Here is a 26,304-nt window from a genome sequence, read left to right as displayed (position 1 = left end):
ATGGCAGAAGTTACTATTAAGCAGCTTGCCGAAGACGTCGGGGCTCCCGTTGAGCGTCTGTTAAAGCAGATGGTTGACGCGGGTCTGGAAAAGCGCGGTGAAGGCGATATTGTTACTGACTCAGAGAAACAGAAACTATTGGCGTTTTTAAAGCAAAGCCATGGTGAATCATTTTCTGAGCCAAAGAAAATCACCTTGAAGCGTAAGACCACCACTACGCTGAAAGCGTCAGGAACAGGGGCCAATCGCTCTATTAACGTTGAAGTGCGTAAGAAGCGGACCTACATCAAGCGTAGTGATGCCGTCAACGATATAGACGCACAGAAACAACAGGATATACAGAAAGCTGCTGAAGAAGCAGCGAGAGAGCGAGAAACAGAGGTTGAAGCTGTGCTTCAGAATGAGCCGGTTGTAGAGGCTACTGCTGAAGTCGTTGAAAACGTGCAGCAGGAAGTGGCGAATTCAGCTGCTCAAGAAGCCGAGAGAGCGTCTGATGCTGCAGCCAATGAGGCAGCTGGCGTTGCAACTGCTGAAAGTGTGCAGGAGAAGGCTGGCGGAACGGCTGACCAGGAAGAGGATGACGATCAAAAGTCAGAAGCAAGAAAAACGTCTAAGCATAGACGTAACAAAGAAGACTCCGAGGTGCGCCGTGAGCCTGCCGACGCGGAAGACCTTAAGCGTCGAGAGAAGCATAAACCCAAGCCCGCGCCTCAACTCAAGTCTTCAAAAGTCATTGCAGTTGAAGAAGATGACTCAAGTGAAGATGCCCCTAGGCGGGCTCGTCAACGTAAAAAGAAGAGCAAGGTGGTTCAGGACCGTTCTGTCCAACCAATTGTTCGGGAGGTTGTGATTTCGGATACTATTACAGTCGCAGAACTAGCCCAAAAAATGTCCGTGAAAGGCGTAGAAGTTGTTAAACGCCTGATGGGTATGGGGATCATGGCGACTTTAAATCAGGCGATCGATCAAGATGTCGCTCAGCTGGTTGCTGAAGAAATGGGGCACAAAGTTAAGCTGCTTCAAGAGGATGCGGTAGAGACGGAAGTACTTGAGTCCATTTCTTTTGACGGTGAATCAAAATCGCGCGCACCAGTTGTTAGTGTCATGGGGCATGTGGACCATGGTAAGACCTCACTGCTCGATTACATTCGTCGCGCGAAGGTTGCGGCCCAAGAGTCTGGTGGGATTACTCAGCATATTGGCGCATATCATGTAGAAACACCTCGAGGGATGATCTCGTTTCTGGATACGCCCGGGCATGCCGCGTTCACCGCTATGCGTGCTCGCGGGGCGCAATGTACTGATATTGTTATACTTGTTGTCGCTGCGGACGATGGTGTCATGCCGCAAACGCAAGAAGCGGTTCAGCACGCGAAAGCTGCCGGTGTACCTCTGGTAGTGGCAGTCAACAAAATGGACAAAGAGCAAGCAGATCCTGATCGTGTTAAGAACGAGTTGTCTGCTCTTGATGTTATTCCTGAAGAGTGGGGTGGCGACGTTCAGTTTGTTCCCGTATCCGCACACACTGGCGATGGTATTGACGACCTTTTGGAAGCGGTGCTGCTACAGTCGGAGATGTTGGAGCTGACAGCGGTGCCTGATGCGCCAGGTAAAGGCGTGGTCATTGAGTCCAGTTTGGATCGTGGTCGCGGCTCGGTTGCTACCGTACTTGTTCAAAACGGAACTTTGCGCCATGGCGATATCGTTTTGGCTGGAGAGTACTATGGCCGAGTAAGAGCCATGGTGAACGAAAATGGTCAGAATGTTCAGGATGCCGGGCCTTCAATCCCTGTGGAAATTCTAGGGTTGAACGGCACTCCAGATGCGGGTGATGAGTTTATTGTTGTGCCTGACGAGAAAAAAGCGCGTGAAGTTGCCGAGTTTCGTCACAATAAAGAGCGCCAGACTCGCCTTCAGCGTCAGCAGGCTGCGAGTCTTGAAAACCTGTTTGAAAATATGGGTAAAGGCGGCGTAAAAGAGCTAAATATTGTATTAAAGACCGATGTGCGTGGCTCTTTGGAGGCGTTGATTGGCGCTCTGGCGGAAATTGGTAATGAAGAAGTTCAGGTCAAGATCGTAGCGAGCGGCGTTGGCGGCATTACTGAAACTGATGCTAACTTGGCGCTTTCTACTCAGGCGATCATAGTGGGCTTTAATGTGCGTGCAGATGCAAGCGCTCGTAAGATCGTTGAAAAAGAAGGCATAGAGCTCCGTTACTACAGTGTCATCTACAACATTATTGATGATGTTAAGAAGGCTCTAACTGGTATGTTGGCTCCTGAGTTCCGGGAAGATATCGTCGGTACTGCAGAAGTGCGCGATACGTTTAAGAGCCCGAAATTCGGACAAGTTGCTGGCTGTATGGTTCTGGAAGGCGCTGTATACCGCAACAAGCCTATTCGAGTTCTGCGCGACAACGTGGTTATTTTTGAGGGTGAGCTTGAATCTCTGCGCCGCTTCAAGGATGACGTAGCAGAGGTGCGTGCAGGTACCGAATGTGGTATTGGTGTTCGCAACTATGAAGTTAAAGTCGGCGATATTATCGAAGTATTCGACAAGATAAGGGTTGAGCGTTCTCTGTAACGCTCATCCATTTCTTGGATAGTCGCTGCATGCAATTAAGAGTAAAGATATAGATGGCTCGAGAGTTCAGTCGATTAGACAGAGTTGCGGAACAAATTCAAAAAGAGCTTGCGCAGCTGATCCAAAGGGAGTTGAAGGATCCCCGTTTGGGAATGGTTACTGTAAACAGCGTTAAAGTGAGCAAAGATCTCTCTTACGCTGATGTATACGTAACTGTTCTGAATTTGAAAGATGTGGAAGATGGCGATGCTTCCAAGGCTTCTCTGAAAGTTCTAGAGAGCGCTGCAGGGTTCTTGCGTTCCGAGTTGGGACGTGCAATCAAGCTTAGGGTCATGCCTCAACTACGTTTCCATTACGACGCTTCCGTTAGTAATGCTCAACGATTAGGAGCGCTGATTCAGAAAGCGCGCGCTAAAGATGGCGGCGCTCCTGACACTAAAGACGATAGTCTCAACTGAGGGTATCGTTGGCTGTGGCAAGGCGTAAGAAAGGCGTGCCTTTAGATGGCGTATTAGTTGTTGATAAACCGCAAGATTGGACTTCCAATGCAGTTTTGCAAAAGGTTAAGTATGCGCTGAATGCCCAGAAGGCAGGCCATACCGGCGCCTTGGATCCCCTTGCGACCGGGGTGCTTCCCTTGTGCTTCGGTGAGGCGACCAAGTTTAGCCAGCTGCTGCTGGACTCAGATAAAGAGTACGTGACCTGTGCTTACCTTGGGCGCACTACCACCACGTCTGACGCCGAGGGTGAGATCATTAGTGATTCGCCTGTTCCTGATCTGTCTATTTCCGAACTGGAAAATATCCTCGAGCAATTTCGAGGGAGTCTAAAGCAGATTCCCTCGATGTATTCCGCGCTTAAACACAAAGGAACCCCACTTTATAAGCTTGCCAGACAAGGTATTGAGGTCGAGCGGGAAGCGAGGGATATTGTGATCCATGAGCTTGAGCTTCTGGAATATACTCAACCATATTTACGCTTGCGGGTTCTCTGCAGTAAAGGGACCTATATTCGAAACCTTGTGGAAGATATTGGTGAAGTTATAGGATGTGGCGCGCATGTGACGGAATTGCGTCGTACTCGTTGCGGACCATTTACGCTGGAGGATGGCGTCAGCTTTGCGCCATTTGAGGACGAAAGCGGGCGTCAGGTTGCCGCAGAGGAATATCAGCAACGTTTGCTGTCTGTTGATTCATCGGTCCGGCAATTCCCTGAAATATTGCTGGATGAAGCTAATACAGGCTCGATTATCCAGGGGCAAACGGTTAAAATATCGCCTCTCTCAAGTGAGGGTAGGGTGCGTTTGTATTCATACGGACGTAGGTTTATCGGTTTGGGAGAAGTGATGAGTGACGGAACGTTAAAACCCGTTCGGTTACTGAATGTGAGCGCATTAAGCGCTGAATAAATGGGGCGGCTGTTAATATGCGCGGTCGTTTCCGCATTAATCGCATATTTGGAGAAAAATCATGGCATTATCTGCTACCGAAAAGTCGGCTATTGTTAAGGAATACCAAGTAAAGGAAGGTGATACTGGCTCTCCTGAGGTTCAAGTTGCTCTGTTGACTGCAAATATCAACAAACTGCAAGAACACTTCCAGGCGAACAAGCACGACCACCATTCACGTCGTGGGTTGATCCGTATGGTTAACCAGCGTCGTAAATTGCTTGATTACCTGAAAGGCAAAAATACCCAACGTTATGTTGACCTGATCCAGAAACTGGGTCTGCGTCGCTAAGAAGACAAAGGTATTGCTTTAGTATCCGGGGTATCAAATATTTGATACCCCGTTACTTTTTGAGGAACCTCCGATTTATTCGATACTTGATGATTTTTTGAAGGTGCTGAGCCGGATGAATTGAAGCAAGAGGGTCGGGCGCTGACGGAAATTTTCTGTACACACCTGCTCCTTAAGTGTTGGAGAAGTCTGCGATCTTGTTGAGAGATCGAATAAATCAAAGGTTCCTTTGTTGGGTATCTAAGGCTCGAATCGGTAAGTAGCAGCTGATTCCGGATTAAAACTTAAGCTTAAAAATTAAAAACACTCGTAAGGAGTCAAAGTGAACCCAGTTCGTAAAACATTTCAATACGGCAACTCAACAGTCACTCTGGAAACTGGCCGCATAGCTCGCCAGGCTACTGGAGCCGTGTTGGTGACAATGGACGATACTGTTGTTTTGGTCACCGCTGTTGCAGAGAAAGAAGCCGTTCCAGGTCGTGATTTCTTCCCTCTTTCTGTTCACTATCAAGAAAAAACCTATGCCGCTGGTCGTATTCCTGGCGGTTATTTCAAGCGTGAAGGACGCCCATCGGAGAAAGAAACTCTGACCTCCCGTCTGATCGACCGTCCTATTCGTCCGCTGTTTCCAAATGGTTTCATGAATGAAGTGCAAATCATCTGTACCGTTATGTCCGCGAACAAGGATGTCGATCCAGATATCGCATCCATTATTGGCGCTGCGGCGGCATTGGAAATATCCGGCGTTCCCTTCCAGGGCCCATTGGCGGCTGCGCGCGTTGGTTACTCTGAGGAAGACGGCTACCTGTTGAACCCTGGTTTTAAAGCAATTGAAAACTCCAGCTTGGATATGGTTGTCGCAGGTACTGAAGATGCGGTTCTGATGGTTGAATCTGAAGCGAAAGAGTTGACTGAAGACCAGATGCTTGGCGCAGTATTGTTCGCCCACCAGGAAATGCAAGTGGCTGTGCAGGCGATTAAAGAGTTCGCTCAGGAAGCTGGTAAGCCTAAGTGGGATTGGCAGGCTCCAGAGGTTAATGCTGAACTTTTAGATGCACTGAAGGCCAAATTTGCTGGCTCTATCAGCGAAGCATATGCCATCCGTGTTAAAGCGGATCGTTACGCCAAGTTGGGCGAGCTCCGTCAGCAGGCTGAAGAAGCGTTGGCAGGTGAAGAAGAAGGCAAATTCGAAGCCGAATTGGTCAAAAAGTATTTCAGCAAGCTTGAAAAGGCCTGTGTCCGTCAGAACATTCTGAAGGGCGAACCACGTATTGACGGCCGCGACACTAAAACTGTTCGTGACCTGAAAATTGAAGTTGGCGTACTGCCGAATACCCACGGTTCTGCACTGTTTACTCGCGGTGAGACTCAGGCTCTGGTGACGGCGACTCTGGGCACTATGCGTGATGTATTGATGGTGGACGCGTTGGAAGGCGAGAAGAAAGACTCGTTCATGTTCCACTATAACTTCCCTCCATACTCTGTGGGCGAAGCATCCCGAGTTGGCGGCGTAGGTCGTCGCGAGATCGGTCACGGTCGTTTGGCGCGTCGTGGCGTACAAGCGTTGATGCCGAATCTTGAGGAATTCCCCTACGCAATTCGCTGTGTTTCTGAGATCACGGAGTCGAATGGTTCTAGCTCAATGGCCAGCGTTTGTGGCAGCAGTTTGGCTCTGATGGATGCTGGTATTCCTGTGAAGGCTCCTGTTGCAGGTATTGCAATGGGCTTGGTTAAAGAAGGCGAAAGCTTTGCTGTATTGACCGATATCCTGGGTGATGAAGATCACTTGGGCGACATGGACTTTAAAGTGGCGGGAACCGAAAAGGGCGTCACTGCACTGCAGATGGATATCAAGATCAACGGCATTACTGACGAAATCATGGAAATTGCGTTAGAGCAAGCTCTGCATGCGCGACTCCATATCCTCGGTGAAATGAATAAAGTGATTTCCGCTCCACGTGACTCCGTTGCGGATAACGCGCCGAAGATGGAAACCATCAAGATTGATCCAGATAAAATCCGCGACGTTATTGGTAAGGGCGGCGCTACTATTCGTTCTATCTGTGAAGACACAGGCGCTTCTATCGATATCGACGACAGCGGCACTGTGCGTATCTACGCGGAGAGCAAACTGGCGGCGGACGAAGCAATTTATCGCATCACCGAGATTACTGCTGAAGCGGAAGTCGGTAAGCTGTACCGCGGTAAGGTTGAGCGCATCGTTGAGTTCGGCGCATTTGTGAACATCTTGCCCGGTAAAGACGGTCTGGTGCATATTTCTCAGATCGCGCAAGAGCGAGTAGAGAACGTCACTGATTATCTGAAAGAAGGCCAGGAAGTCGTTGTTAAAGTGTTGGATATTGACGCTCGCGGCCGTATCAAACTTTCTATCAAGGAAGTGACTGAAGACGAAAAAGCTTCAATGGCTGGTTAATTCCACTCTCCTCAAGAAAAAGCCGCATTATGCGGCTTTTTTTTATGCCTGTGACCCGTCCTGAATAGAGTTGGCGCCTACTTCAGAGCTAGATACAAACTTAAAGTGGCGATTGCTCGGGGTTGGCGAGAAAGTTCAGTAATACTTGGCGATATTCAGGAATACTAAAGGTGGCTGTGTGAGGCGTATCGGTGCTTAAGAAGTATTTTGGGTCGCCTGCACGCTGAAATACTCTCTCTCCATGGTGATAAGGAATGACTTGATCTGAGGTGCTGTGAATTATCAACAAAGGAATGGGTGAGATATTTCTAACGTAATCTACAGGGTCGTAATTCGCTGGAAGCATATAGGAAAAGGGATATTGAAAAGCCCAGGTCAGCCAACCAGCAGCAAGCTTCTCACGTGCTATATCTCTCAGTTCGCTAAAAGGAGCGTCGGCGATGACGGCGGTGGGTTTGACTGCATTGGGGGGAATCTGCCCCACAAAATCAATGCTGAGCACTGCGCCGATACTTTGTCCAAGTACAAAGAGGGGCGTGCTTGCACCTGAATATTGTTCTTTCAACCATTCATAACCGGTTTCAACATCGCTAAGAGCGCCAGCCATATCAGGCTTGCCGGAAGATAAACCAAAGCCCCGGTAGTCCAGGCAAAAGACGTCATAGCCCTGCTGAGGAAGCCATATCACGTTACCGCAGTGAGTACTGATATTCTCTGCATTGCCATGCAGGAAATAGACAACGCCTCGCAATGGCTTAGAAGCATGAAGCAGCCATCCATGAAGACGCTCGCCATCTGGCGTATCGAGAAATATGTTCTCATAACGAACTTGTGCTTGATCGGGTGTGCGGTAGATATGTTTGTCGGGGTAAAAAAGCAGTCCACTGCAAGCACTAAGAAATACCAGCGCCCCTAATAATCCGAGTTTGAAAACAGTTTTCATAAAAGTATTAAATTTATCTGATCTGACGTTCACAATTTGATCTGCCTGTATACCTGAACTAGGCTTACCTCGGGCCATGTGATGGCGCCGAGTCTGTACGCCCTGGTGAGAAATGACCAAGCGTTTCTGTTTCAGCATAGCTGTTTGATGTCTATTTCAGAAAGAGTTTGTCGCAACTCGTTTAAACGAGTTGGTTGGCGTTTGTTACCGGGATGGGCGCTGATACTTGCAAAAATGGTACACGACGAGAATAAGCTAACGTTGAAAGAGGAATCGTTATGAGAAAAATGATGCTCGCTGTTGGGTTTTTGTCGATGACTTCCGGTGCATTTGCCGAAGCTCCAGGGGGACCGGATTGTGGATGGGGTAATATGTTGTTCGCTGGGGAAAGCGGATTGCCTATCCATCTTTTGGCCACCATTACTAATGGCACTTCAGGTAATAACACATTCGGCATGACCTCAGGAACCAACGGATGTTCGGCTAATGGCGTGCTGACCTATGGTGGAACATCCCTGGTTAACCTCACGCCAATTATGGATGAGTTTTCTGAAGACGTGGCGAGAGGTCATGGTGATGCTCTGACCACTGTTGCTGTCGCCCTGGAAGTGAAGCAGGAAGACCGTGCACGTTTTAACCAGGTTATGCATGATAATTTTAATCAGCTATTCCCAAGTGAAAATGTAACGGCGGAACAAGTGATGCAGTCCGTCATTGATGTGATGAAGACAGACGCGAGGCTTTCCAAGTACGCCGCTTGAAGTCAGAATATGAAGCGACGCCCGGTGGTCCGGGCGTTGATTCCTATCTCTTACCCCATCTCAATTAAGAGCGCATGACGCCCTATGCGGTTGAAGCATTCTCTGTCCGTTTTCCTTGTTGCTGTGTTTCTTTTTATCAATCCTGTGTTTGCCGCTTTTTCTGAAGTCGCTCCAGATGGCTTGAAGGAGCGGCAATCGTTGCTGGAAACCTTGGCTTCTTCTTCTGAGTGGTTAGGATTGTTGCATTTTCGCACTGACTCCTTGAGCCCGAGCGGCTATTCAAGTTTCATCGATGATCCAAGCTTTTTTCTGGCGGAAACAGGAAAGGTTGATGCCGAGGCGGAACTTGAGGCGACTCTGGAATCAATGGTGAGCGAGAATGGAGATATAAGAGAAAGTATTGTCTGTCGTTTTCCTTTGCGTAAGAAATGGCTTGAGGCGCAGCTCCCGAATATTTCCGCCTTGCGCACGCCTTTGTCTTGTCCGGAATACCTTCAGTGGCGAGAGGAAGTAAATGCGGCCAAAGTCTCTCTGATCTTCCCGGCCGCATACTTGAATAGTCCATCGTCGATGTTCGGACATACTTTTCTAAGATTCGATCCTGCAAACGTTGAAGATGACTCGGAATGGTTGTCGTGGGCTTTGAACTTTGGGGCGACTATCAATGGTGACGACAACTCTATTTTCTTTGCTTATCGAGGACTTGCCGGCGGCTATCCTGGTCAGTTCAGCATGATGCGTTACTTTGAGAAGATCAAAGAATACAGCTATATGGAAAACCGGGACATGTGGGAATACCGCCTTAACCTGACTCCGGAGGAAGTAGAGCGTATGTTGATGCATTTATGGGAGCTGAAAGACGTGCGCTTTAAGTATTACTTTCTGGATGAAAACTGCGCCTTCCGTCTTCTTGAGTTGCTGGAGATAGCGCGTCCGTCTTCGCCTCTGACATCTAAGTTTCCTTTGACTGCAATCCCGGCCGACACTGTACGCGCGGTCATTGAAGGGCGTTATGTTGCGGAACGGCGTTATCGTCCCTCTGAGGCGATATTATTGAAGGAAAGAATACGCCGGCTGGCAGAGCCAGAAAGAGATTTGGCTTACCTGGTGGCGGAAAACCCTGAGATGATGGCGTCCATGGACTTCAGGGCTTTACCGCCTTCCCGACAAGGCGCGGTTGCGCAGACTGCATACAGCTATACTCGTTACGAGCAGAGAAAGACGCAAAGGAGCCCGGATCTGGCGCGCCGTAGCTTTAAACTACTACAACGGATAAGCCAACTGCCTGCGGACAGCATTGCGCCTGAAACCCCTGAGCCACCTGAAACTGGGCATGGCAGCACCATGATGAGTATTGGGGGCGGCAGTCGTGATGGGGATGCATTTACTCAGCTTCAATTCAGATACAGTTATCATGATTTACTGGACCGTCAGGAAGGCTATCCACGAGGCGCTCAAATAATTGCAGGCGACGCTCAGTTTCGCTTTTACGAGAACGACAATTGGGAGCTGCATCGTTTCGACATTATTAATATTATCTCGCAGTCTCCGGTTAATAAGTTTCTGCGTCCATTGTCGTGGAAAGTTCAGGCTGGCTTTGAGCGCGTCTGGAGTGACCTTGGTAGCGACAAGGCCTACCAGGTAAATGGCGGCGCTGGGCGCAGTTATGACGTGGCGGAAGGATTGAGTCTGTTTGGCTTTTTGACTGCGCGCTTGGAGCATGATCCGGAATATAAAACCTGGATCACTCCGGCTGCAGGAGTAAGTACAGGCTATTTATTGAGTTTTCCCTGGGGCTTTCAGTCCACAAGACTGGAGGGCGAGTACTTTAGTAGTGATGAAATACGCTATCGCGGCGTGTTGGAGCAAAACTTCGATTTGGCGCAGAATCATGCTTTCAGAGTGCATTTATCTCAAGAATGGAATCGCAGTGATGGCAGGTGGGAGGCCGGTATAGCCTACCGGTATTACTTTTAAGAAAAGAAGGCGGCGCTCAGGATTAGCCTGCTACGCCGCCGGAAGATGAGGCGGTGAAGTTTAGCCGCCCAGGTAAGCTTTGCGGACGTCCTCGTTTACCAACAGGTTTGCGCCAGTATCCTGAAGTACGACTTTGCCGTTTTCCAGTACATAACCGCGATCCGCCAAACGCAGCGCCTGATTGGCGTTCTGTTCCACCAGGAAGATAGTCATGCCTTCTTCTCGGAGCTTGCCGATGATCTCAAATATCTGGTTAATGATAATCGGGGCCAGACCTAAAGATGGTTCGTCCAGGAACAACATTTTAGGATGACTCATCAGGGCGCGCCCGATCGCCAGCATTTGCTGCTCACCGCCAGACATTGTGCCAGCGCGTTGGCTGTGGCGTTCGCGCAAGCGTGGGAACAGGTCATAGACGTATTCCAGCGTGCGCGCAAAGTCGCTCTTGTCAGAGAAAAACGCGCCCATCTGCAGGTTTTCGACTACCGTGAGGCCAGAAAAAACACGACGACCCTCAGGCACAATGGCTATGCCGCTGCGCATGATTTCGGAAGTGGGCGTTTCGGTGATGTCTTTGCCCATAAAGGTAATGCGGCCATCACTGGCTCTCGGGTCGCCACAGACCGTCATCAACAACGTGGTTTTACCTGCGCCGTTGGCGCCGATCAATGAGACGATTTCACCTTGATTGACTTTCAGACTGATGCCGTGCAGAGCTTCGATCTTGCCGTAGTGGGTGTAAACATTCTCGAGTGTAAGCATTAGTCTTCTCCCAAGTACGCCTTGATGACATCTGCGTTCGTTCTAATTTCATCAGGCGTGCCGTCGGCCAAAGGCGTGCCCTGGCTGACAACGTAGATGCGATCAGAAATGCCCATTACCAGTCCCATATCGTGCTCTATTAACAGAATGGAGACGTTGTAGTCGTGCTTTAGGCTGACTATCAGTTCGTCGAGATCCCGGGTTTCTTTCGGGTTCAAGCCGGCTGCGGGTTCGTCCAACATCAACAGATCTGGCCCTGTCACCATGCAGCGAGCAATTTCCAGACGGCGTTGTTGGCCATAAGCCAGGTTACCCGCTTCGCGGTTGGCGAGTGGCAGCAGATCGACTTTCTTGAGCCAATAGGCGGCTTTCTCCATGGCTTCGCTTTCTTTCTTGCGATAAGAAGGCGTTTTCAATAAACCGGAGAGGAGGTTCGTGTTGACATGGCGATGTTGCGCCACCAACAGATTCTCAATCACCGTCATGCGGTTGAATAGACGCACGTGTTGGAACGTGCGAACCATGCCAAGGCGGGAAATCTTAAAGTCAGGCAGCCCTTGTACCTGCTTACCTTTGAAGGTGATTTGCCCTGAGGTCGGCTTATAGAAGCCGGAGATGCAGTTAAAGACAGTCGTTTTACCTGCGCCGTTAGGGCCGATAATGGAAATGATTTCCCGTTCGTTGACGTCCAGCGATACGCCATTTACTGCGAGCAGGCCGCCGAACCTCATGGATAATTCGCGAACAGACAGCATTGTCCTACTCCTGTTTCAACTGCAGATGTGGGCGTTTCATCGGGATCAGGCCTTGCGGACACCAGATCATCATCAACACCATGACCATTCCGAAGGCGAGTAGACGATACTCGTCGAACTCCCGCGACAGTTCCTGAAGCAGCACCACCAGAACGGCTGCGACCATAACGCCGATTTGCGAGCCCATACCGCCAAGAACAACGATGGCGAGGATAATAACGGACTCGAAGAATATGAACGACTCAGGGCTGATATGGCCTTGGCGAGCGCCATACAGGGAGCCGGCAAAACCTGCGAATGCCGCGCCGATGGTGAAGGCGGACAGCTTGATAGCGGTGCGGTTCAAGCCCAGCGAGCGGCATGCGATCTCGTCTTCACGCAGGGCTTCCCATGCACGTCCTACAGGCATGCGAATCAGGCGGCGCACGATAAAGATCGTCACCAAAGCCAGCACTAGTGCGATGAGGTAAAGCACGACGACTTTCAAGGATGAGTCGTAAGGAACGCCAAAGAACTCATGGAATGCAACATTGCCTTCAGCGGCTCTGCGACTGAATTCCAGGTTCACGATGGAGAACTCAGGATCGAACTGCAGCATCGGGATAGTTGGCTTAGGAATGCCGCCAATACCGTTAGGCCCGCCGGTCAGGCTGGTCAGGTTGTTCAAGAGAATACGGATGATTTCCCCGAAACCTAAAGTCACGATGGCGAGATAGTCTCCACGTAATCTCAATACCGGGAAGCCCAGCAGGAAACCGAATGTCGCAGCAAGCAACGCTCCGATAGGCAGACACACCCAGAATGACAAACCAAAGTATTGCGATAACAGAGCGTAGCTATAAGCGCCGACAGCGTAGAAAGCGACGTAACCAAGGTCTAACAAGCCGGCCAGGCCCACTACGATATTCAGACCAAGGCCAAGAATAACGTAGATAAGCGCCAGAGTGGCTATGTCAGACCATATGCGTCCGGTATTGAAAGGAACCAGAACAGCGGCGATAAGCAGGACGACAAAAAAGATTTTGCCGGCCATGGCGCGCTTTTCTTCCGGCGGCATTAGCTTGGCCAGAATATTTCCTTTTGGCTTGACCGCTGCTTTGGCGGCATTTAGCTGCTCTCTAAACAGCTGGCTCAGGAAAACCACTGCTGCGGCGAGTAAAATGTACACGTAGGTGCTTTGCGTAGCGCCTTCGAGTACGAGTTTGGTGCCTTCATGAGTTAGCTTCAGGCCCAAAATAGGCAAGGACAGAACCAGAGTAATGACGGCCGTGAATAAAGCGAACGGCAGATTCTTGCGCATTAGATTTTCTCCACTTCCGGCTTGCCGAGTATGCCTGTCGGCTTAAACAACAAGATCAGCACCAATAGCGCAAAAGAGACAACGTCTTTGTACTCAGTGCTGAAATATGCGGCGGTCATGCTTTCGGTGACGCCGAGAATGATGCCGCCCAGCATTGCGCCAGGGATACTGCCGATGCCGCCAAGAACGGCTGCAGTAAAGGCTTTAAGACCGGCGATAAATCCGACGAATGCGTTCACGACGCCGTAGTACATGCCGAGCAGCGTGCCCGCAACCGCCGCTAGCGCAGCGCCGATGACGAAAGTGGAAGCAATTACGCGATTGGTGTCGATGCCCAGCAGGTTCGCCATTTTCAAGTCCTGTGCGACGGCGCGACAGGCTCTGCCCATTCTGGATCTGGAGATAAACAACGTCAGCACGGTCATGGAGATGATAGTGACAACGAAGATCAGAACCTGAATATAAGAAAGGGACGCCTGGAAGCCGTCTTCCGGACCGAAGCTCCAACCGCCGCTGATCTGAGATGACATGGCGATATCCCGTGAACCTTGCCCTAAACGAACATAGTTCTGCAGGAAAATGGACATCCCGATGGCCGAAATAAGAGGGATCAGACGGTTGCCGCCGCGCAGTGGGCGGTAGGCGATGCGTTCAATGGCCCAACCGAAGCTACTGGACACCAACATGCTTGAAAGCAGGGCGACCAGGAAGATTAATGGCAGAAACTCAATGCCCAGCATGGCCATACCAGAAATAGCCATGAACGCGACGTAAGTTCCTATCATGTAGACTTCGCCGTGAGCGAAGTTGATCATTCCTATGATGCCGTAGACCATGGTGTAGCCTATGGCGATGAGAGCATAAGTGCTCCCAATGGTAATTCCGTTAATTAATTGCTGAATGAAGTAAAGAATCACTTCTAGCATGGGTGTTACTCCGGAAGATTTGAACCGGCCTAGAAACTGACAGGCTTTGCTAATAAAAACACCCTCTTCCGGGGAACCGGAAAGAAGGTGTTGTTATGAAGCGATACGGTTTATTTTACTACGGTTTTGGAACCGTCAGCGTGCCAGGTATAGATTTCGAAATCGAAACCTTTCAAGTCGCCTTTTTCGTCAAACGCAATTTCACCCATGGGGGTTTTGAAGGAGTGGCTACGAAGGTAAGCTTGGATTGCATCAGTATCGGTAGAGCCTACGCCTTTGATTGAGTCAGCGATAGCCTGAACTGCTGCGTAGGAAGTCATTACGAATGCGCCGCTGGCGTCTTGGTTTTTCGCTTTGAACGCGTCAACCAGAGTTTTGTTTTCTGGTCTCTGATCGAAAGCGGGAGGCAGGGTCACGTACAGACCTTCGGAAGCTTTACCCGCGATCTGACTGATGTCTTTGTTACCCACGCCTTCAGGACCCATGAACTTGATGTCCAGGCCTTTCTCTGACGCTTGGCGCAGAATCTGGCCCAGCTCAGGGTGGTAGCCGCCGTAGTAAACAAAGTCTACGTTCTCTTTCTGCAGTTTTGCGATCAGAGGAGAGAAGTCTTTGTCGCCTTTGTTAACGCCTTCGAACAGAACGACGTTGACGTTCTTCTCTTCCAGAGTTTTCTTAACCGCAGTTGCGATGCCTTCACCGTACTGTTGCTTATCGTGAATAACTGCAACGCGCTTGGGCTTGACTACAGTCGCGATGAATTTGCCGGCAGTCGGACCCTGATGGCTATCAAGACCGATGGTGCGGAAGATCATCTGGTAGCCGCGCTCAGTGATGTCCGGGTTGGTGGAAGCCGGCGTGATAGTGATGATGCCTTCGTCTTCGTAGACGTCGGAAGCCGGTTGAGTGGAACTGGAGCACAAGTGGCCCACTACAAATTTAACGCCGTCATTAACGATTTTGTTGGCTACGGCCACCGCTTGCTTGGGTTCGCAGGCGTCGTCGTATCTAATCGCCTCAAGCTTGTCGCCGTTTACGCCGCCAGCAGCGTTGATCTGCTCAACAGCCATTTCCGCGCCGATTACCTGCATGTCGCCATACTGAGCAACGTCACCGGACTGCGGGCCGGCGATGGCGATTTTGATAGTCTCTGCGTTAGCCAGGTTCAAGCCGCCCATTAATAAAATTGAAGCGCCAACACCTAATACTTTCCGAGCGATCTGTTTCTTCATTATTGTCTTCCCGATTTAAGTTATTAGTTATCCCAGGTTCAGACGCCGCCGAGTAGAGTGAGCTCTGAGGCTCTTTTTCGGACGGGGCTTCATACTGGCATATTATGGTCTAATCGTTAATAGACTTTTATTTTAAGGCCATTGGCCTATTGACCAGTTGGAATACTAACCTCAAAGCGTCGCGGTGAAAAGATGCGCATTTGTCTTGGATATAAGGATTTCGCGCAGTTTTTTCGGAGGCAAAAATTTAAGGCAAAAAAAAAGGTGCTTGGAGAGCACCTCAAACGCTTTTCTATACTAGAAAGACAGGACAAAACATCATCACAACTGGTAAAGGTCAGTATAAAACTCCACCATAAAGCCGCATAATACGTGATTTCCGATACGGTATGCGGCCTAGGAATAATAGGCGCTCCAGCGCGTTATTTAGCATCCATTTCCAGGATGATGAAGTGAGATAACTGCTATCCAAACATGACTTTGTAGACGTCCTGGAATGTGCTGGCGAAATGCATCGTCAAACCGGAGCGAATGTGTTCCGGAAGTTCATCATAATCCCGACGATTGGCTTCGGGCAGAATGATTTCATTTACGCCGCTGCGTTTCGCCGCAATCACTTTTTCGCGAATGCCTCCTACCGGAAATACCTGGCCGGTCAGGGTTAACTCTCCCGTCATCGCAACATTGCTTTTGGGTGTTTGGTTGCGCGCCAGGGACAGCAACGCCGTCGCCATTGTAACGCCTGCGCTGGGGCCGTCTTTTGGCGTGGCGCCTTCCGGCACGTGGAGGTGGACGAAGGCGCGCTCAAAAAATTCGGGATCGCCTTTGAACTCTTTCAGGTGAGCGGAGACATAGCTGTAAGCGATTTCCGCAGACTCGCGCATGACATCGCCAAGCTTGCCGGTCAATTTGAAGCCCCGGTTACTGGAATGAATTAATTGGGCTTCAACCGGAAGCGTGGCGCCGCCCATCGCGGTCCAGGCCAGTCCGGTGACCACGCCAACGCCGCGCAGATTTTTCTCTTTGCGGAATAGTGGTTGACCAAGGAAGTCGACGAGGTTGTTAACGCCTATCCTTATCGGTTCTTCTGGTTGCTCCATCAGGCGAACGATGGATTTACGAATCAGTCGATGCAGTCTTTTTTCCAGATTGCGCACGCCGGCTTCTCTGGCGTAGCCGTCGATCAGTTGGCGCAGCGCTGCGTCAGTGATGGATACCTGTTTCTTTTTCAGCTTCATGCGCTTCAGAAGCTTCGGCCAAAGATGGTTCTTGGCGATGGCTATTTTTTCTTCCGTGATGTAACCGGACAGACGCAATACATCCATTCGATCCAATAACGGGCCTGGAATCGTATCTAACTGGTTAGCGGTGCAAACGAATAGCACTTTCGACAGGTCCAACCTGACATCCAGGTAGTGATCCAAGAACTCATTGTTTTGTTCCGGGTCCAGCGTTTCCAGCAAGGCGCTGGCTGGGTCGCCTTGGTAAGAAGCGCCAATTTTGTCGATTTCGTCGAGCATGATGACGGGATTGGCGGAGCCGACGTCTTTCAGCGCCTGCACCATTTTGCCCGGCATTGCGCCAATGTAAGTACGTCGGTGGCCTTTGATTTCCGCTTCATCGCGCATGCCGCCCAGGCTGAAGCGATAGAACTTTCTGCCCAGCGCCGCTGCGACGGATTTTCCGATAGAGGTTTTGCCGACGCCGGGTGGGCCGATCAGCAATAGAATCGAGCCGGATACCTCTCCTTTAAAAGAGCCTTCCGCAAGGAATTCGATAATTCTGTCTTTAACGTCATCCAGACCATCATGTTCTTTATCGAGAATTTCCCGGGCGCGGGCGATATCAAGTTTGTCCTCAGTGTGCACGCCCCAGGGGACCTGGGTAAGCCAATCAAGATAGTTGCGGGTGACGCCATACTCCGGCGAACCAGTCTCCAGCATGGACAGTTTTTTGATTTCTTCGTTGAAGCGTTTACGTACATCGTTCGGCGGATGACGTTCACTCATACGCTGCTGGAATTCCTCTACGTCCGCCGTTCGATCGTCTTTAGCAAGCCCGAGCTCTTTCTGGATAACCTTAAGTTGCTCGCGTAAAAAGAATTCGCGTTGACGCTCGTTGATCTTCTGGTTCACTTCAGCGCTGATCTGGGTCTGCAACTTGGCGACTTCCAGTTCCTGCTTCAGCAGAATCAATACTTTTTCCATCCGCCTGAGCAGCGGCACGGTATCGAGTACCTCCTGCAGTGCTGGACCTTCCGCCGTGGTGATGGCGGCGGCGAAGTCAGTGAGTGCGGAAGGTTCGTCAGGGCTGAAGCGGCTCAGATACTGTTTCAGCTCTTCGCTGTACAGCGGGTTAAGCGGCAGCAACTCTTTGATGGTGTTAATCAGGGCGATCGCATAAGCCTTGAGCTCCTTCTCCGACTCTTTCGCCGGCTCAGGGTATTCGACTTCAACCAGATAGGGCGGCGTACGACGCAGCCACTGCGTGATGCGGAAGCGCTGTAAACCCTGGGCGATAAACTGCAGTTTGCCGCGTTCGTTAACGACATTATGCGCTTTCACCACACAGCCGATATGGGCGAAGTCATTGGTATCAGGCGGTTCATCCGGGGAGGGGATTTTTTCTACGTAAGTCAGTCCCAGAATCTGGTGTTCGGTCTTGCCAACGCGTTTCAGGGTTTCTTCCCATAGGTTGGCGTTAATGACCAGTGGTTGAACTTGTGCAGGGAAGTAGGGCCGGTTGCTGATGGGAAGCAAATAAATGCGCTTGGGCATTACCTGACCGGGAAGCACCAGCGCGCCGCCAGGGCGGCTGTCTTCGGCTTCGTCCTTGCCTATGTATTCGGAATGCTTGGAATCGGAGTCAAAATTACTTTCTGTCATGTGCGGTGATCTTGTCAGTAATGAATAACCATTTGCTCATGGCGAAATAGATGGGGGACGAATAACGCGAGTTAAAGTGAGGCGCGCCAATAAAATAGGTGAGTAAGTTGTAATGCTGGCGGGGGAAATTAGTTGAGCGCCCGCAGCTCGGGCGCTCCGGCGACGTTAGTTATGCGCGCTGAAAGTGCCGTGGGGGCAGCTCTTCATCATCTCCATGAAATCATAGTGAGAGATGTGCACCAGTTCCTGATGATCGCCGCCTTCCAAGTAGAAATCCGGTTCATAAGCCAGTTGCTCATCCCAGATAGTCGGCATGCCGAACGCCTCTCCGACAGCGGGAATGGCGCCGGCGGAACAATCCCCGAACAGCTCACATAACTCCTCCTCACTGGCCAGAGCTAATTGACGTTTCATCGCCTGATTAATTTCGCGCAGATTGAGATGATTGGTGGAGGGAATGGCTGCGATGACGTAGCCTTTTTCATCTTTGAGGACGACTGCTTTCACCATTCTTTCCACGGGAACATGGGCTGTTTGCGCGCTGGCCATGGATGTTTCACTGTACGGATGGGTAATGACCTCATAAGTCACGTTATGACTGGTCAGAAATCGTTGGAGCGTATTGGAAATAGACATATTGTATCCTCCTCAGCATGACAGCCGCTCGTGGCGGCTTTGTTGCACATGTGGCGGTCTGGCCGTCGGATTCCGGCGTCGCCCTGCTGTACATCTGATGAAGCTGGTTAAATTATAGTCTCTTGGCGGCGATGGGGCTATGACGCCTTGTTTTTACAAGAGGCCGCCCTCACATTCTTAAGCATTGTTTCTTCCCGACAATTCAGGCGCATGAAGTCCTTCGTCGCGCCTGGCTTTTTTATAAACCGGAGTCATATCTGACATGGCCGAATCTCCCTATATCATCGAAGCGACCCTAGAAAACTTTCCGGCGGAAGTGCTGGAAAAATCCATGCAGGTTCCCGTATTGGTGGATTTCTGGGCGGACTGGTGCGCCCCTTGTAAGCAACTGATGCCGATTTTGGAAAAGCTGGCGACGGAGTATCAGGGCGCTTTTATTCTGGCCAAGGTGAATGCGGATCAGCAGCAGGAACTGGCGTCGCACCTGGGCGTGCGCAGTCTGCCTACGGTTAAGCTGGTTCATCAAGGCAAGTTGGCGGGGGAGTTCAGCGGAGCGCAGCCGGAATCCAAAGTGCGCGAGTTGTTGAGCCGCTATATCCAAAGCCCGGGCGCAGAATTGCGTGACCAGGCCCGTACTTTGGTCGAGCAAGGCCAGGCCGAGCAGGCCTTGGCGATGTTGACTCAGGCGAACCAGGCGGACCCTAACAACATGGAGATTCTGGTGGATATCGCCGCAGTAAAGGTCGCACTGGGAGAGAAGGACGAAGCCGCAGCGATTCTGTCCAGTTTACCGGCGGATATACAGGGGCGTCCGGACGTCAAACAATTGCTGGCGCGTATACGCTTTGTGGAAAAGGCCGGCGCTATTGCGCCATTGGCGGATATCCAACAACGTTTGCAGTCGAATGCGGCCGACTCCGAAGCGCGCTTTCAGCTCGCTTTGCACGCTATCATGAACAACAAGTTCGAGGATGCGGTGGAGGCCTTGTTGAACTTGATGCAGACGGATCGGAGTTATGGCGATGACGCCGCCAGGAAAACCCTGATCGAGCTCTTCGACATGCTGGGCGCTGCGCATCCTTTGGTGCGGACATATCGTCGCAAGCTGTACGCTTTACTTCACTGAGGTTGTACGACGCTGAAAGCAGATTCGAAAATGTTGGATTCAGAGCGGAATTATCCCCGTGATGTTGACGGCTGCCAGTTGTGCCGTCGTGAAGTATCATCTCTGACTCGCCATCATTTGATTCCCAAGACGCTGCACGGCAAGAAAAATATTCGCCGTCAGTATGATCGGGATTATCTCAACAAGGCCATTGTCTGGGTTTGCCGCTCCTGCCATAGCTTCATCCACGGATTGAAGTCTGAATCTGAGCTGGCGGCCCACTACAACAGTCTTGAAAGCCTGCGGGCGCTGCCTGAAGTGCAGGAGTTTACGCAGTGGCTTGGCTCCAAGCCCGCTGGTTTTTCGCCCAAGAAAAAGCTGCGTAAGAAAGGGGGCTGAGCCTGGAGAGCGTGACTGCTCGCCGGGCTTTGCTAAGCTTAAGGATAAACGCCACCTGCATTTCATGATGGGGCTCCGTTATGAAGTTGATCATTGTTGGAATCGCCTTTTTCGCCTGTCAGGTCGCATGGGCCGCCGGCCCGTTGAAAGTCATTTTTCCCGCTTCTGAATCTTTGCAGGACACCCGGTTTATCGATCTGGTGGAGATGTTGAAAGTCTCCCTGGATAAAACCGTGGAGCAATACGGGCCCTATTTGCTGGAGGAGACGCCACTGGCGATGAGCGAAGCCCGCTATCTGGCGGAATTGGATAGAGGGTCGTCCGTTCTAAATGTGGCCTGGAGTTCTACCTCGGAGGAGAAGGAACGTTTGATGCGCCCTATCCGCATTCCCTTACGCAAAGGGCTGCTTGGTTATCGCATCAGCCTGATCACGGAGGAAACTCAGGCCAAATTCGACGCCCTCGAAAACCTCTCCGATCTGCGCTTATTAAGCATCGGCCAGGGCCTGGGGTGGGGAGATATCCAGGTCTACGAGAAGAACGGTTTTCAGGTGGTGACGGCCAGTAGTTACGAAGGCTTGTTCAAGATGCTGGCGCAACGCCGGTTTGATCATTTTCCCCGGGGCGTGAACGAGATTTTCGCCGAGTATCTGGCCCGGCGGGATTATCTGTCACAGATTCAGATTGAGCAGCACACGCTGATTTATTATCCGTGGCCATACTATTTCTTTGTCTCCAAGCAGAACGCCAAGCTGGCTGAACGCATCGAGCGGGGGCTGAATATCATGATCGCCGATAAGACGTTTGATCAGGTTTTCCTCAAGCATCATGGCGACTCCATCAATAAAGCGCGTTTGTCCGAGCGCCGGGCTTTCGTCATCAAAAATCCGCTTTTGCCGAAAGAGACGCCAGTTCGTCGCAAAGAGCTCTGGTACGACCCGTTGAATCTGATGTCGCAGATTTAGCGGCGTTTACTCTGTTCTGAGCGCGTCGATAGGATTCAATCGCGAAGCTTGTAGCGCCGGGACGACGCCTGCGATAAGTCCAATCAGCGAAGACAGTAATAACGCAATCAACAGAAACGGGACGTGGGGACGGATAGGGAATTCGGGCGCGAACAGAAAAGCCAGTGTTGTAACGACTCCCATGAGCAGCAGCCCGCATATCCCGCCTATAGTCGAGAGCGTGACAGCCTCCGCCAGGAACAGACTGAGCACTTGCGCGCGGGTGGCGCCCAGCGCCCGTAGCAAACCGATTTCGCTGGTGCGCTCCCTCACGCTGGTGGTCATGGTGGTGAGAATGCCGACGCCGCCGACCAACAGGGAAATAGAGCCGAGCAAACCGACGGCAAGCGTCAACACCGATAAAATGCTGTTCAGACTAGTGAGCATTTGATCCTGTGTGATGAGTGTAAAGTCTTCGCGGCCATGGCGTTGAATCAGCATCTTTTTAATAAGGGCTGACATGTAGGTGGAGTCTGTGGCGGGGGAAAAAATAACGTCAATCTCCATCAAGCCTTCGCGGTTGAATAGGTCCAGCGCCAGATCGGCGGGAATGTAGGCGGTGTCGTCAAGGTCGAACCCCAGCATATCTCCCTTCGGCTCAATCACCCCAATCACGCGAAAACGCATGCCGCCGATTCGGATGAGCTGACCCAATGGGCTTTCGCCCTGAAACAGCTCCTGCTTGACCTTGTGTCCGATCACCGCATAAGGGCTGGAGCGCGCATCGTTGTTACGGGGCAAAAAACGACCCTGCGCCACGGCGAAACGCCAGGCCGCGGGCATATCCGCGCTGACGCCGAAGATATCCACATTGCGGGTGCGCTGTTTGTGCTCTATGGCTCCAGCCCCTTGCACCACCGGCACCACATATTCCACATAAGGCGCCTGACGCAGGGCTTCCGCGTCCTGTAACGATAGAGGACGCACGGTGCTGAGAATGCCTCCCATACCGCCAGTGACGTTTTTACCCGGGTTAATCGCGATGATACGCGCGCCAAACTGGGAAAACTCATCCATCACATAGCTGCGCACGCCTTCTCCGATAGAGGTGAGCAAAGCGACTGCGGCGATGCCGATGGTGATGCCGAGCGATGTGAGCACAGCGCGGGTGCGGCCAAAGCTGATGGTGCGGGTCACCATTTTTAGTAAGTCCGGCGCGTTCATATCAGGGACCTTGCTTGTGCGTCAGCGCTTCGACGGGCGCCAGGGCGGCGGCCTTGCGTGCGGGCAGATAGGCGAATAGCAGAGCGGTGACAATCGCAACGCCTACCGCCGCAATCTTCACCCATACTGGCGAGCCCAATGGAATCTGGTCGTAGAGCAGACGGCCCGCCGCCAACAAGGATTCGCTTATCAAGAGCCCGATCAGACTGCCGATTATCGCCAGCAATAGCGCCTCACTGAGAAATAACCGGCGGACGGTGGCGGCGCTGGCCCCAAGCGCTTTCAGCAGTCCTATTTCCGCTGTGCGTTGACTGACGCTGATCAGCATGACATTCATAATCAGCACACCCGCCACAGCCAGACTGATCCCGGCGATGCCGCCTACCGCCAACGTCAGTGTGCGCAGAATTTCATCGAAGGAAGACAGTAACGCGTCTTGCGTGATCAGTGTGATGTCTTCCTCGCCGTCGTGTCTTTCCTTGATGATGCTGAGAATGGTGTTGCGAGTAGGCGTCAATTCGCGTTCGGAGCGGACTTCCGCAAACAGTCGAAATAACCCTTCCTGGTTGAATAGCATCTGGGCGCTGGCGACGGGGATCAGCATGGCTTCATCAAAGTTCAGGCCCATGGCGACGCCTTTGCCTTCCAGAATGCCTATAACCCGAAAGCGACGATCGCCGGCGCGCACCCATTGGCCTAGAGCGGGCTCAGGGCCGAAGAGTTCTCGTTTAAGTGTTTGCCCCAGCACGCAGACTGCATCGGCGAAGGTCGGATTTCCCGGCGGCAACGCCCGTCCTTGCAACAGGCTCAGCTTGCGGATTGCAAAGAAGTCATGGGTGGTTCCCACCACAAAACTTTCCCGCAGTCGGCTTTGATAGGACAGCTCCGCCATACCTGCGATAAGCGGCGCCGCGTGGTTGATAGCGGAAAGCCGCGTCAGAGCCTGCATGTCCTCCAAAGTTAGATCCCGTGGGGCTTCACCTGTTATGGGAGGCATGCCGCCAGTGGTCTCTTTCTTGCCGGGCATGATGATCAGCGTATTTTTACCGAGAAAGCTGAACTCGCCCAAGACAAACAGGCGCGCGCCTTCTCCAAGCCCGGTCAGCAGGTTGACCGCCGCTACGCCAATGATGAGTGCGATCATCAGCATCAGTGTGCGGAAACGGTGTCCGACCATGACCTGGATGTTGAAGCGCGCTAGGTCCACGGCGCGCATGCTTAAGCGCCTGTGTTGCTTTGGCGCAGGTCGCTCTGAATGCGGCCGTCCACCATTCGCAGCTGACGTTTGGCGCGTTTGCCCAGCTCGACATCGTGAGTGACCACCACCAGAGTAATGCCCTGAGCGTTCAACTCTTCCAACAAAGTTACGACGTCAGCGCCGGACTGGGTGTCCAGGTTTCCTGTTGGCTCATCCGCGAGGAGCAGCTTGGGCTTCATGATGATGGCTCTGCCGATGGCGACCCGTTGTCGTTGCCCGCCGGACAACTGATTGGGCAGGTGATTGGCGCGAGCGGTCAGGCCCAGTCGTTCGAGCATCTCGGACACCATACGTGTGCGTTCTTTGGGCGCTGCGCCGGCGAGAACCAGTGGCAATTCAATATTTTCCCGTGCGCTCATGCGGGGGATAAGATGATAGGACTGAAACACGAATCCGATATTCTGTTGCCGCAAACGCGCCCGCTTTTCCTCGCTGAGATCCTGGGTGGGCTCTCCGTTCAACAAATAGGCGCCGGCGTCTGGTCGATCCAGTAATCCGAGTATATTCAACAGGGTCGACTTACCGGAGCCGGAAGGTCCCATGACGGAGACATAGTCTCCGGCCAGCAGTTCCAGACTGACTGCATCCAGAGCTTTGACGGTCTGTTCGCCAAGTTGGAAATGCCGATTGATCTCATGCAAGGCGACGACAGGCGCCGCCGACTTTGACTGGTCTGGGGGCGTTGACGAACGGTTCGCGACGCTCATGGTTGCGGGCGCACCTGCACGCCATCTTCCGCCCCTTCCTGATCGAGTGCGGAGAGGACGCGATCGCCTTCGTTCAGGCCGCTTACAACCTCTGTGTACACCCAGTTGCCGATGCCGCCCTGGAAGGCGACTTTATGCAGGCTGCGGTCGTTCGGGTCGAATTTCAGGACGGCGTCGCCTTCCAGAATCATCTCGGTAGGGATACGCAATGCGTTTTCCCGGCTATCGATGATGATCTCAATGTCCGCGCTGTAGCCCACCAGTAAATTCATGTCCTTGGGAAATTCGCTGATTTCCACTTCCACATCGACGGTGCGCGCCTGCTTTTCGTACTCCTGCACATAGGGCGCGACCCGCGTCACCACCGCCTGCAGCGCACGGCCGCGAAAGGCGTCCAGCGTCACGCGCGCAGGCATGCCGACCTTGATGCGCGCCGTGTCGACTTCATCTATGGGGGCGCGCACATACAGACAACTGTCGTCTATCAGGTCGACGGCGGGGGGAGTGGGAACGCCGGGTGGAGAAGGCGTTACGTATTCGCCAATTTCCCCATTGATTTCCGCAACGACGCCGCTGAACGGCGCCCGTAACGCGCTGCGCTCCAATTGGGCGGACTGCAGCGCTACGACAGCCTGGCTTTCTTCAATCTGCGCCGCGGCGGCCTTACAGGCGAGGGCGGACATTCCCGCCTGGGTGCGGGCGGCGTCCAGAATATCTTCGGAGGATAATTTCTTGCTGGCCAGGGTCTGTTGGCGTTGCAGCTCACGCTGGTCCCGCTCGGCGCCGAAACAGACCTCCGCCTTTTTCCGCTCGGCGACGGATAATCCGGCGCGGGCCTGATCATAGAGCGCGCGCAGATCCTTGTTCCAAAGCTCCAACAGCAGTTGCCCGGATTCGACTCTGTCCCCCGCCTTAACGTGGAGGGCGGATACCGCGCCGCCAGTCGGCATGGAGAGTTTGGAGCGCTGACAGGCGCGCACGGCGCCGGCGCGAGTATTGGCTACGGTGCTTTCCACTGAGCCTTTGCTGAGCGTATGCAAGGAAACAGGCAAAGGTTGCGGACGCCATTTCCAATAGCCCAGCCCGAGTATCAACGCCGCGGCAATCAGCGTTATCAAAGCCTTTTTCACTACTCCCCCTGTGTCGCTGGCGCGGATTCACCGATCAATGACGTAGGGGACATTGTGTCCGATCATCCGCGCGCTTAACCCGATACAAATCAAGTTAGCACTGAATTGGCGTTGGCGTAGGGTCTGCTAATCTTTAGTATATGCAGGCTCGATAAGAAAAGGCTAAGGCGCGACTCGGGGGCTGGAGCGACAGACCCGAGAATGGAGTTCATGCGCCGGTATTGCGACATCCCACTAAGCTGGCGAAACCGGAGAATGCGATGAGCGATGCTCCTGAGCATGATGGACGACGCAGTCCCAGGCGGAACGCGTCATGGCGAACGATAGTCAAAACCCCCGACAAAAAGATGTACATGGGCAAAATCGATAATGTCTCCGCCCATGGTTACCTGTTTGAGTTTCCTGTCCCCGTTCCCGTCGGGGCGACCTTAATCATGAAAGTCGAGATCGTGCATCACGCCAAACGTTGGGAAAGTATTGCGTCAGTGATCGTGCGACACGTCGTCGTGCGCACATCGTCCTATCTGGTTGGCGTGGAGATCACCGATATCGACGATGAAACCGCCCACTTCCTTAACGATTACGCCAATGGGCATGCGTAGTT

At 52.2% G+C, this 26,304-nt stretch carries 23 protein-coding genes; 11 read left to right on the top strand and 12 right to left on the bottom strand.

All coding sequences use genetic code 11. From position 1 onward, the window contains the following. The 5 genes from infB (at position 1) to pnp (ending at position 6,756) form a co-directional block, all read left to right on the top strand. Positions 1–2,583: a translation initiation factor IF-2 gene (gene infB, locus EUZ85_RS27155; protein ID WP_127973267.1), complete on the top strand. Its 2,583-nt coding sequence runs from the start codon at positions 1–3 to the stop codon at positions 2,581–2,583. A gap of 53 nt (positions 2,584–2,636) precedes the next feature. Next, positions 2,637–3,041, top strand: coding sequence for a 30S ribosome-binding factor RbfA (gene rbfA / locus EUZ85_RS27150; RefSeq protein ID WP_127973266.1), 405 nt, complete (start codon positions 2,637–2,639; stop codon positions 3,039–3,041). Between the two features lie 14 nt (positions 3,042–3,055). Further along, the gene (gene truB / locus EUZ85_RS27145; RefSeq protein WP_127973265.1) at positions 3,056–3,991 is read left to right on the top strand and encodes a tRNA pseudouridine(55) synthase TruB; all 936 of its coding nucleotides are present in this window, start codon (positions 3,056–3,058) and stop codon (positions 3,989–3,991) included. 61 nt (positions 3,992–4,052) lie between these two features. Further along, positions 4,053–4,322, top strand: coding sequence for a 30S ribosomal protein S15 (gene rpsO, locus EUZ85_RS27140; RefSeq protein ID WP_127973264.1), 270 nt, complete (start codon positions 4,053–4,055; stop codon positions 4,320–4,322). A gap of 322 nt (positions 4,323–4,644) precedes the next feature. Next, a complete protein-coding gene (gene pnp / locus EUZ85_RS27135) occupies positions 4,645–6,756 on the top strand; it encodes a polyribonucleotide nucleotidyltransferase (RefSeq protein WP_127973263.1) in 2,112 nt (703 codons plus the stop codon). Positions 6,757–6,856: 100 nt separating this feature from the next. Here the strand turns inward: pnp and EUZ85_RS27130 are convergent, their stop codons facing one another. Beyond that, positions 6,857–7,837: an alpha/beta hydrolase gene (locus EUZ85_RS27130; protein ID WP_246842213.1), complete on the bottom strand. Its 981-nt coding sequence runs from the start codon at positions 7,835–7,837 to the stop codon at positions 6,857–6,859. A gap of 140 nt (positions 7,838–7,977) precedes the next feature. Here EUZ85_RS27130 and EUZ85_RS27125 point away from each other — a divergent pair, with 140 nt between their 5' ends. Both EUZ85_RS27125 and EUZ85_RS27120 read left to right on the top strand, forming a co-directional pair. Beyond that, positions 7,978–8,460, top strand: coding sequence for a DUF3015 domain-containing protein (locus EUZ85_RS27125; protein ID WP_127973261.1), 483 nt, complete (start codon positions 7,978–7,980; stop codon positions 8,458–8,460). An 84-nt stretch (positions 8,461–8,544) separates the two neighbouring features. Further along, entirely contained in the window at positions 8,545–10,437 is a 1,893-nt protein-coding gene (locus EUZ85_RS27120; protein ID WP_127973260.1) for a DUF4105 domain-containing protein, read from the top strand. Between the two features lie 60 nt (positions 10,438–10,497). Here EUZ85_RS27120 and EUZ85_RS27115 read toward each other — a convergent pair whose 3' ends face one another. From EUZ85_RS27115 to EUZ85_RS27085, 7 genes are all read right to left on the bottom strand, one after another. Further along, positions 10,498–11,199: an ABC transporter ATP-binding protein gene (locus tag EUZ85_RS27115; protein WP_127973259.1), complete on the bottom strand. Its 702-nt coding sequence runs from the start codon at positions 11,197–11,199 to the stop codon at positions 10,498–10,500. After that, positions 11,199–11,954: a high-affinity branched-chain amino acid ABC transporter ATP-binding protein LivG gene (livG, locus tag EUZ85_RS27110; protein ID WP_127973258.1), complete on the bottom strand. Its 756-nt coding sequence runs from the start codon at positions 11,952–11,954 to the stop codon at positions 11,199–11,201. Before livG ends, EUZ85_RS27115 begins: the two co-directional genes overlap by 1 nt. A 4-nt stretch (positions 11,955–11,958) precedes the next feature. After that, positions 11,959–13,254, bottom strand: a complete 1,296-nt coding sequence (locus EUZ85_RS27105; protein ID WP_127973257.1) for a high-affinity branched-chain amino acid ABC transporter permease LivM — start codon at positions 13,252–13,254, stop codon at positions 11,959–11,961. After that, a complete protein-coding gene (gene livH, locus EUZ85_RS27100; protein ID WP_127973256.1) occupies positions 13,254–14,180 on the bottom strand; it encodes a high-affinity branched-chain amino acid ABC transporter permease LivH in 927 nt (308 codons plus the stop codon). Before livH ends, EUZ85_RS27105 begins: the two co-directional genes overlap by 1 nt. A 110-nt stretch (positions 14,181–14,290) precedes the next feature. Further along, the gene (locus EUZ85_RS27095; protein WP_127973255.1) at positions 14,291–15,412 is read right to left on the bottom strand and encodes a branched-chain amino acid ABC transporter substrate-binding protein; all 1,122 of its coding nucleotides are present in this window, start codon (positions 15,410–15,412) and stop codon (positions 14,291–14,293) included. A 464-nt stretch (positions 15,413–15,876) separates the two neighbouring features. Next, entirely contained in the window at positions 15,877–18,297 is a 2,421-nt protein-coding gene (lon, locus tag EUZ85_RS27090; protein WP_127973254.1) for an endopeptidase La, read from the bottom strand. A gap of 165 nt (positions 18,298–18,462) precedes the next feature. Then, positions 18,463–18,933, bottom strand: a complete 471-nt coding sequence (locus tag EUZ85_RS27085) for an aminoacyl-tRNA deacylase (RefSeq protein ID WP_127973253.1) — start codon at positions 18,931–18,933, stop codon at positions 18,463–18,465. Positions 18,934–19,195: 262 nt separating this feature from the next. Between EUZ85_RS27085 and EUZ85_RS27080 the strand changes: the two genes are divergently transcribed. The 3 genes from EUZ85_RS27080 to EUZ85_RS27070 all read left to right on the top strand — a co-directional run bounded on the left by EUZ85_RS27080 (position 19,196) and on the right by EUZ85_RS27070 (position 21,402). After that, on the top strand, positions 19,196–20,059 hold the full coding sequence (locus tag EUZ85_RS27080) for a co-chaperone YbbN (RefSeq protein WP_127973252.1): 864 nt from the start codon (positions 19,196–19,198) through the stop codon (positions 20,057–20,059). A 30-nt stretch (positions 20,060–20,089) separates the two neighbouring features. Beyond that, positions 20,090–20,437, top strand: a complete 348-nt coding sequence (locus EUZ85_RS27075; protein ID WP_127973251.1) for a hypothetical protein — start codon at positions 20,090–20,092, stop codon at positions 20,435–20,437. A gap of 80 nt (positions 20,438–20,517) precedes the next feature. Next, positions 20,518–21,402, top strand: coding sequence for an ABC transporter substrate-binding protein (locus EUZ85_RS27070; RefSeq protein ID WP_127973250.1), 885 nt, complete (start codon positions 20,518–20,520; stop codon positions 21,400–21,402). Between the two features lie 6 nt (positions 21,403–21,408). Here EUZ85_RS27070 and EUZ85_RS27065 read toward each other — a convergent pair whose 3' ends face one another. Genes EUZ85_RS27065 through EUZ85_RS27050 form a run of 4 tightly spaced genes read right to left on the bottom strand, consistent with a single transcriptional unit; the run spans position 21,409 to position 25,700 of the window. Continuing rightward, a complete protein-coding gene (locus EUZ85_RS27065) occupies positions 21,409–22,605 on the bottom strand; it encodes an ABC transporter permease (protein WP_127973249.1) in 1,197 nt (398 codons plus the stop codon). 1 nt (position 22,606) lies between these two features. After that, entirely contained in the window at positions 22,607–23,821 is a 1,215-nt protein-coding gene (locus tag EUZ85_RS27060) for an ABC transporter permease (protein WP_127973248.1), read from the bottom strand. 2 nt (positions 23,822–23,823) lie between these two features. Beyond that, positions 23,824–24,570, bottom strand: a complete 747-nt coding sequence (locus EUZ85_RS27055) for an ABC transporter ATP-binding protein (RefSeq protein WP_127973247.1) — start codon at positions 24,568–24,570, stop codon at positions 23,824–23,826. Continuing rightward, positions 24,567–25,700 carry an efflux RND transporter periplasmic adaptor subunit gene (locus tag EUZ85_RS27050; RefSeq protein WP_127973246.1) on the bottom strand — a complete coding sequence of 378 codons (1,134 nt, stop codon included), beginning with the start codon at positions 25,698–25,700 and terminating at the stop codon, positions 24,567–24,569. Before EUZ85_RS27050 ends, EUZ85_RS27055 begins: the two co-directional genes overlap by 4 nt. 260 nt (positions 25,701–25,960) lie before the next feature. Between EUZ85_RS27050 and EUZ85_RS27045 the strand changes: the two genes are divergently transcribed. After that, on the top strand, positions 25,961–26,302 hold the full coding sequence (locus EUZ85_RS27045; protein WP_127973245.1) for a PilZ domain-containing protein: 342 nt from the start codon (positions 25,961–25,963) through the stop codon (positions 26,300–26,302). Positions 26,303–26,304 lie beyond the last annotated feature (2 nt).

Source organism: Hahella sp. KA22 (genome assembly GCF_004135205.1).
Taxonomy (GTDB): Bacteria; Pseudomonadota; Gammaproteobacteria; order Pseudomonadales; family Oleiphilaceae; genus Hahella.
The sequence above is the reverse complement of the archived record's forward strand: the minus strand, read 5'-3'. Positions and strand labels throughout refer to the sequence as shown.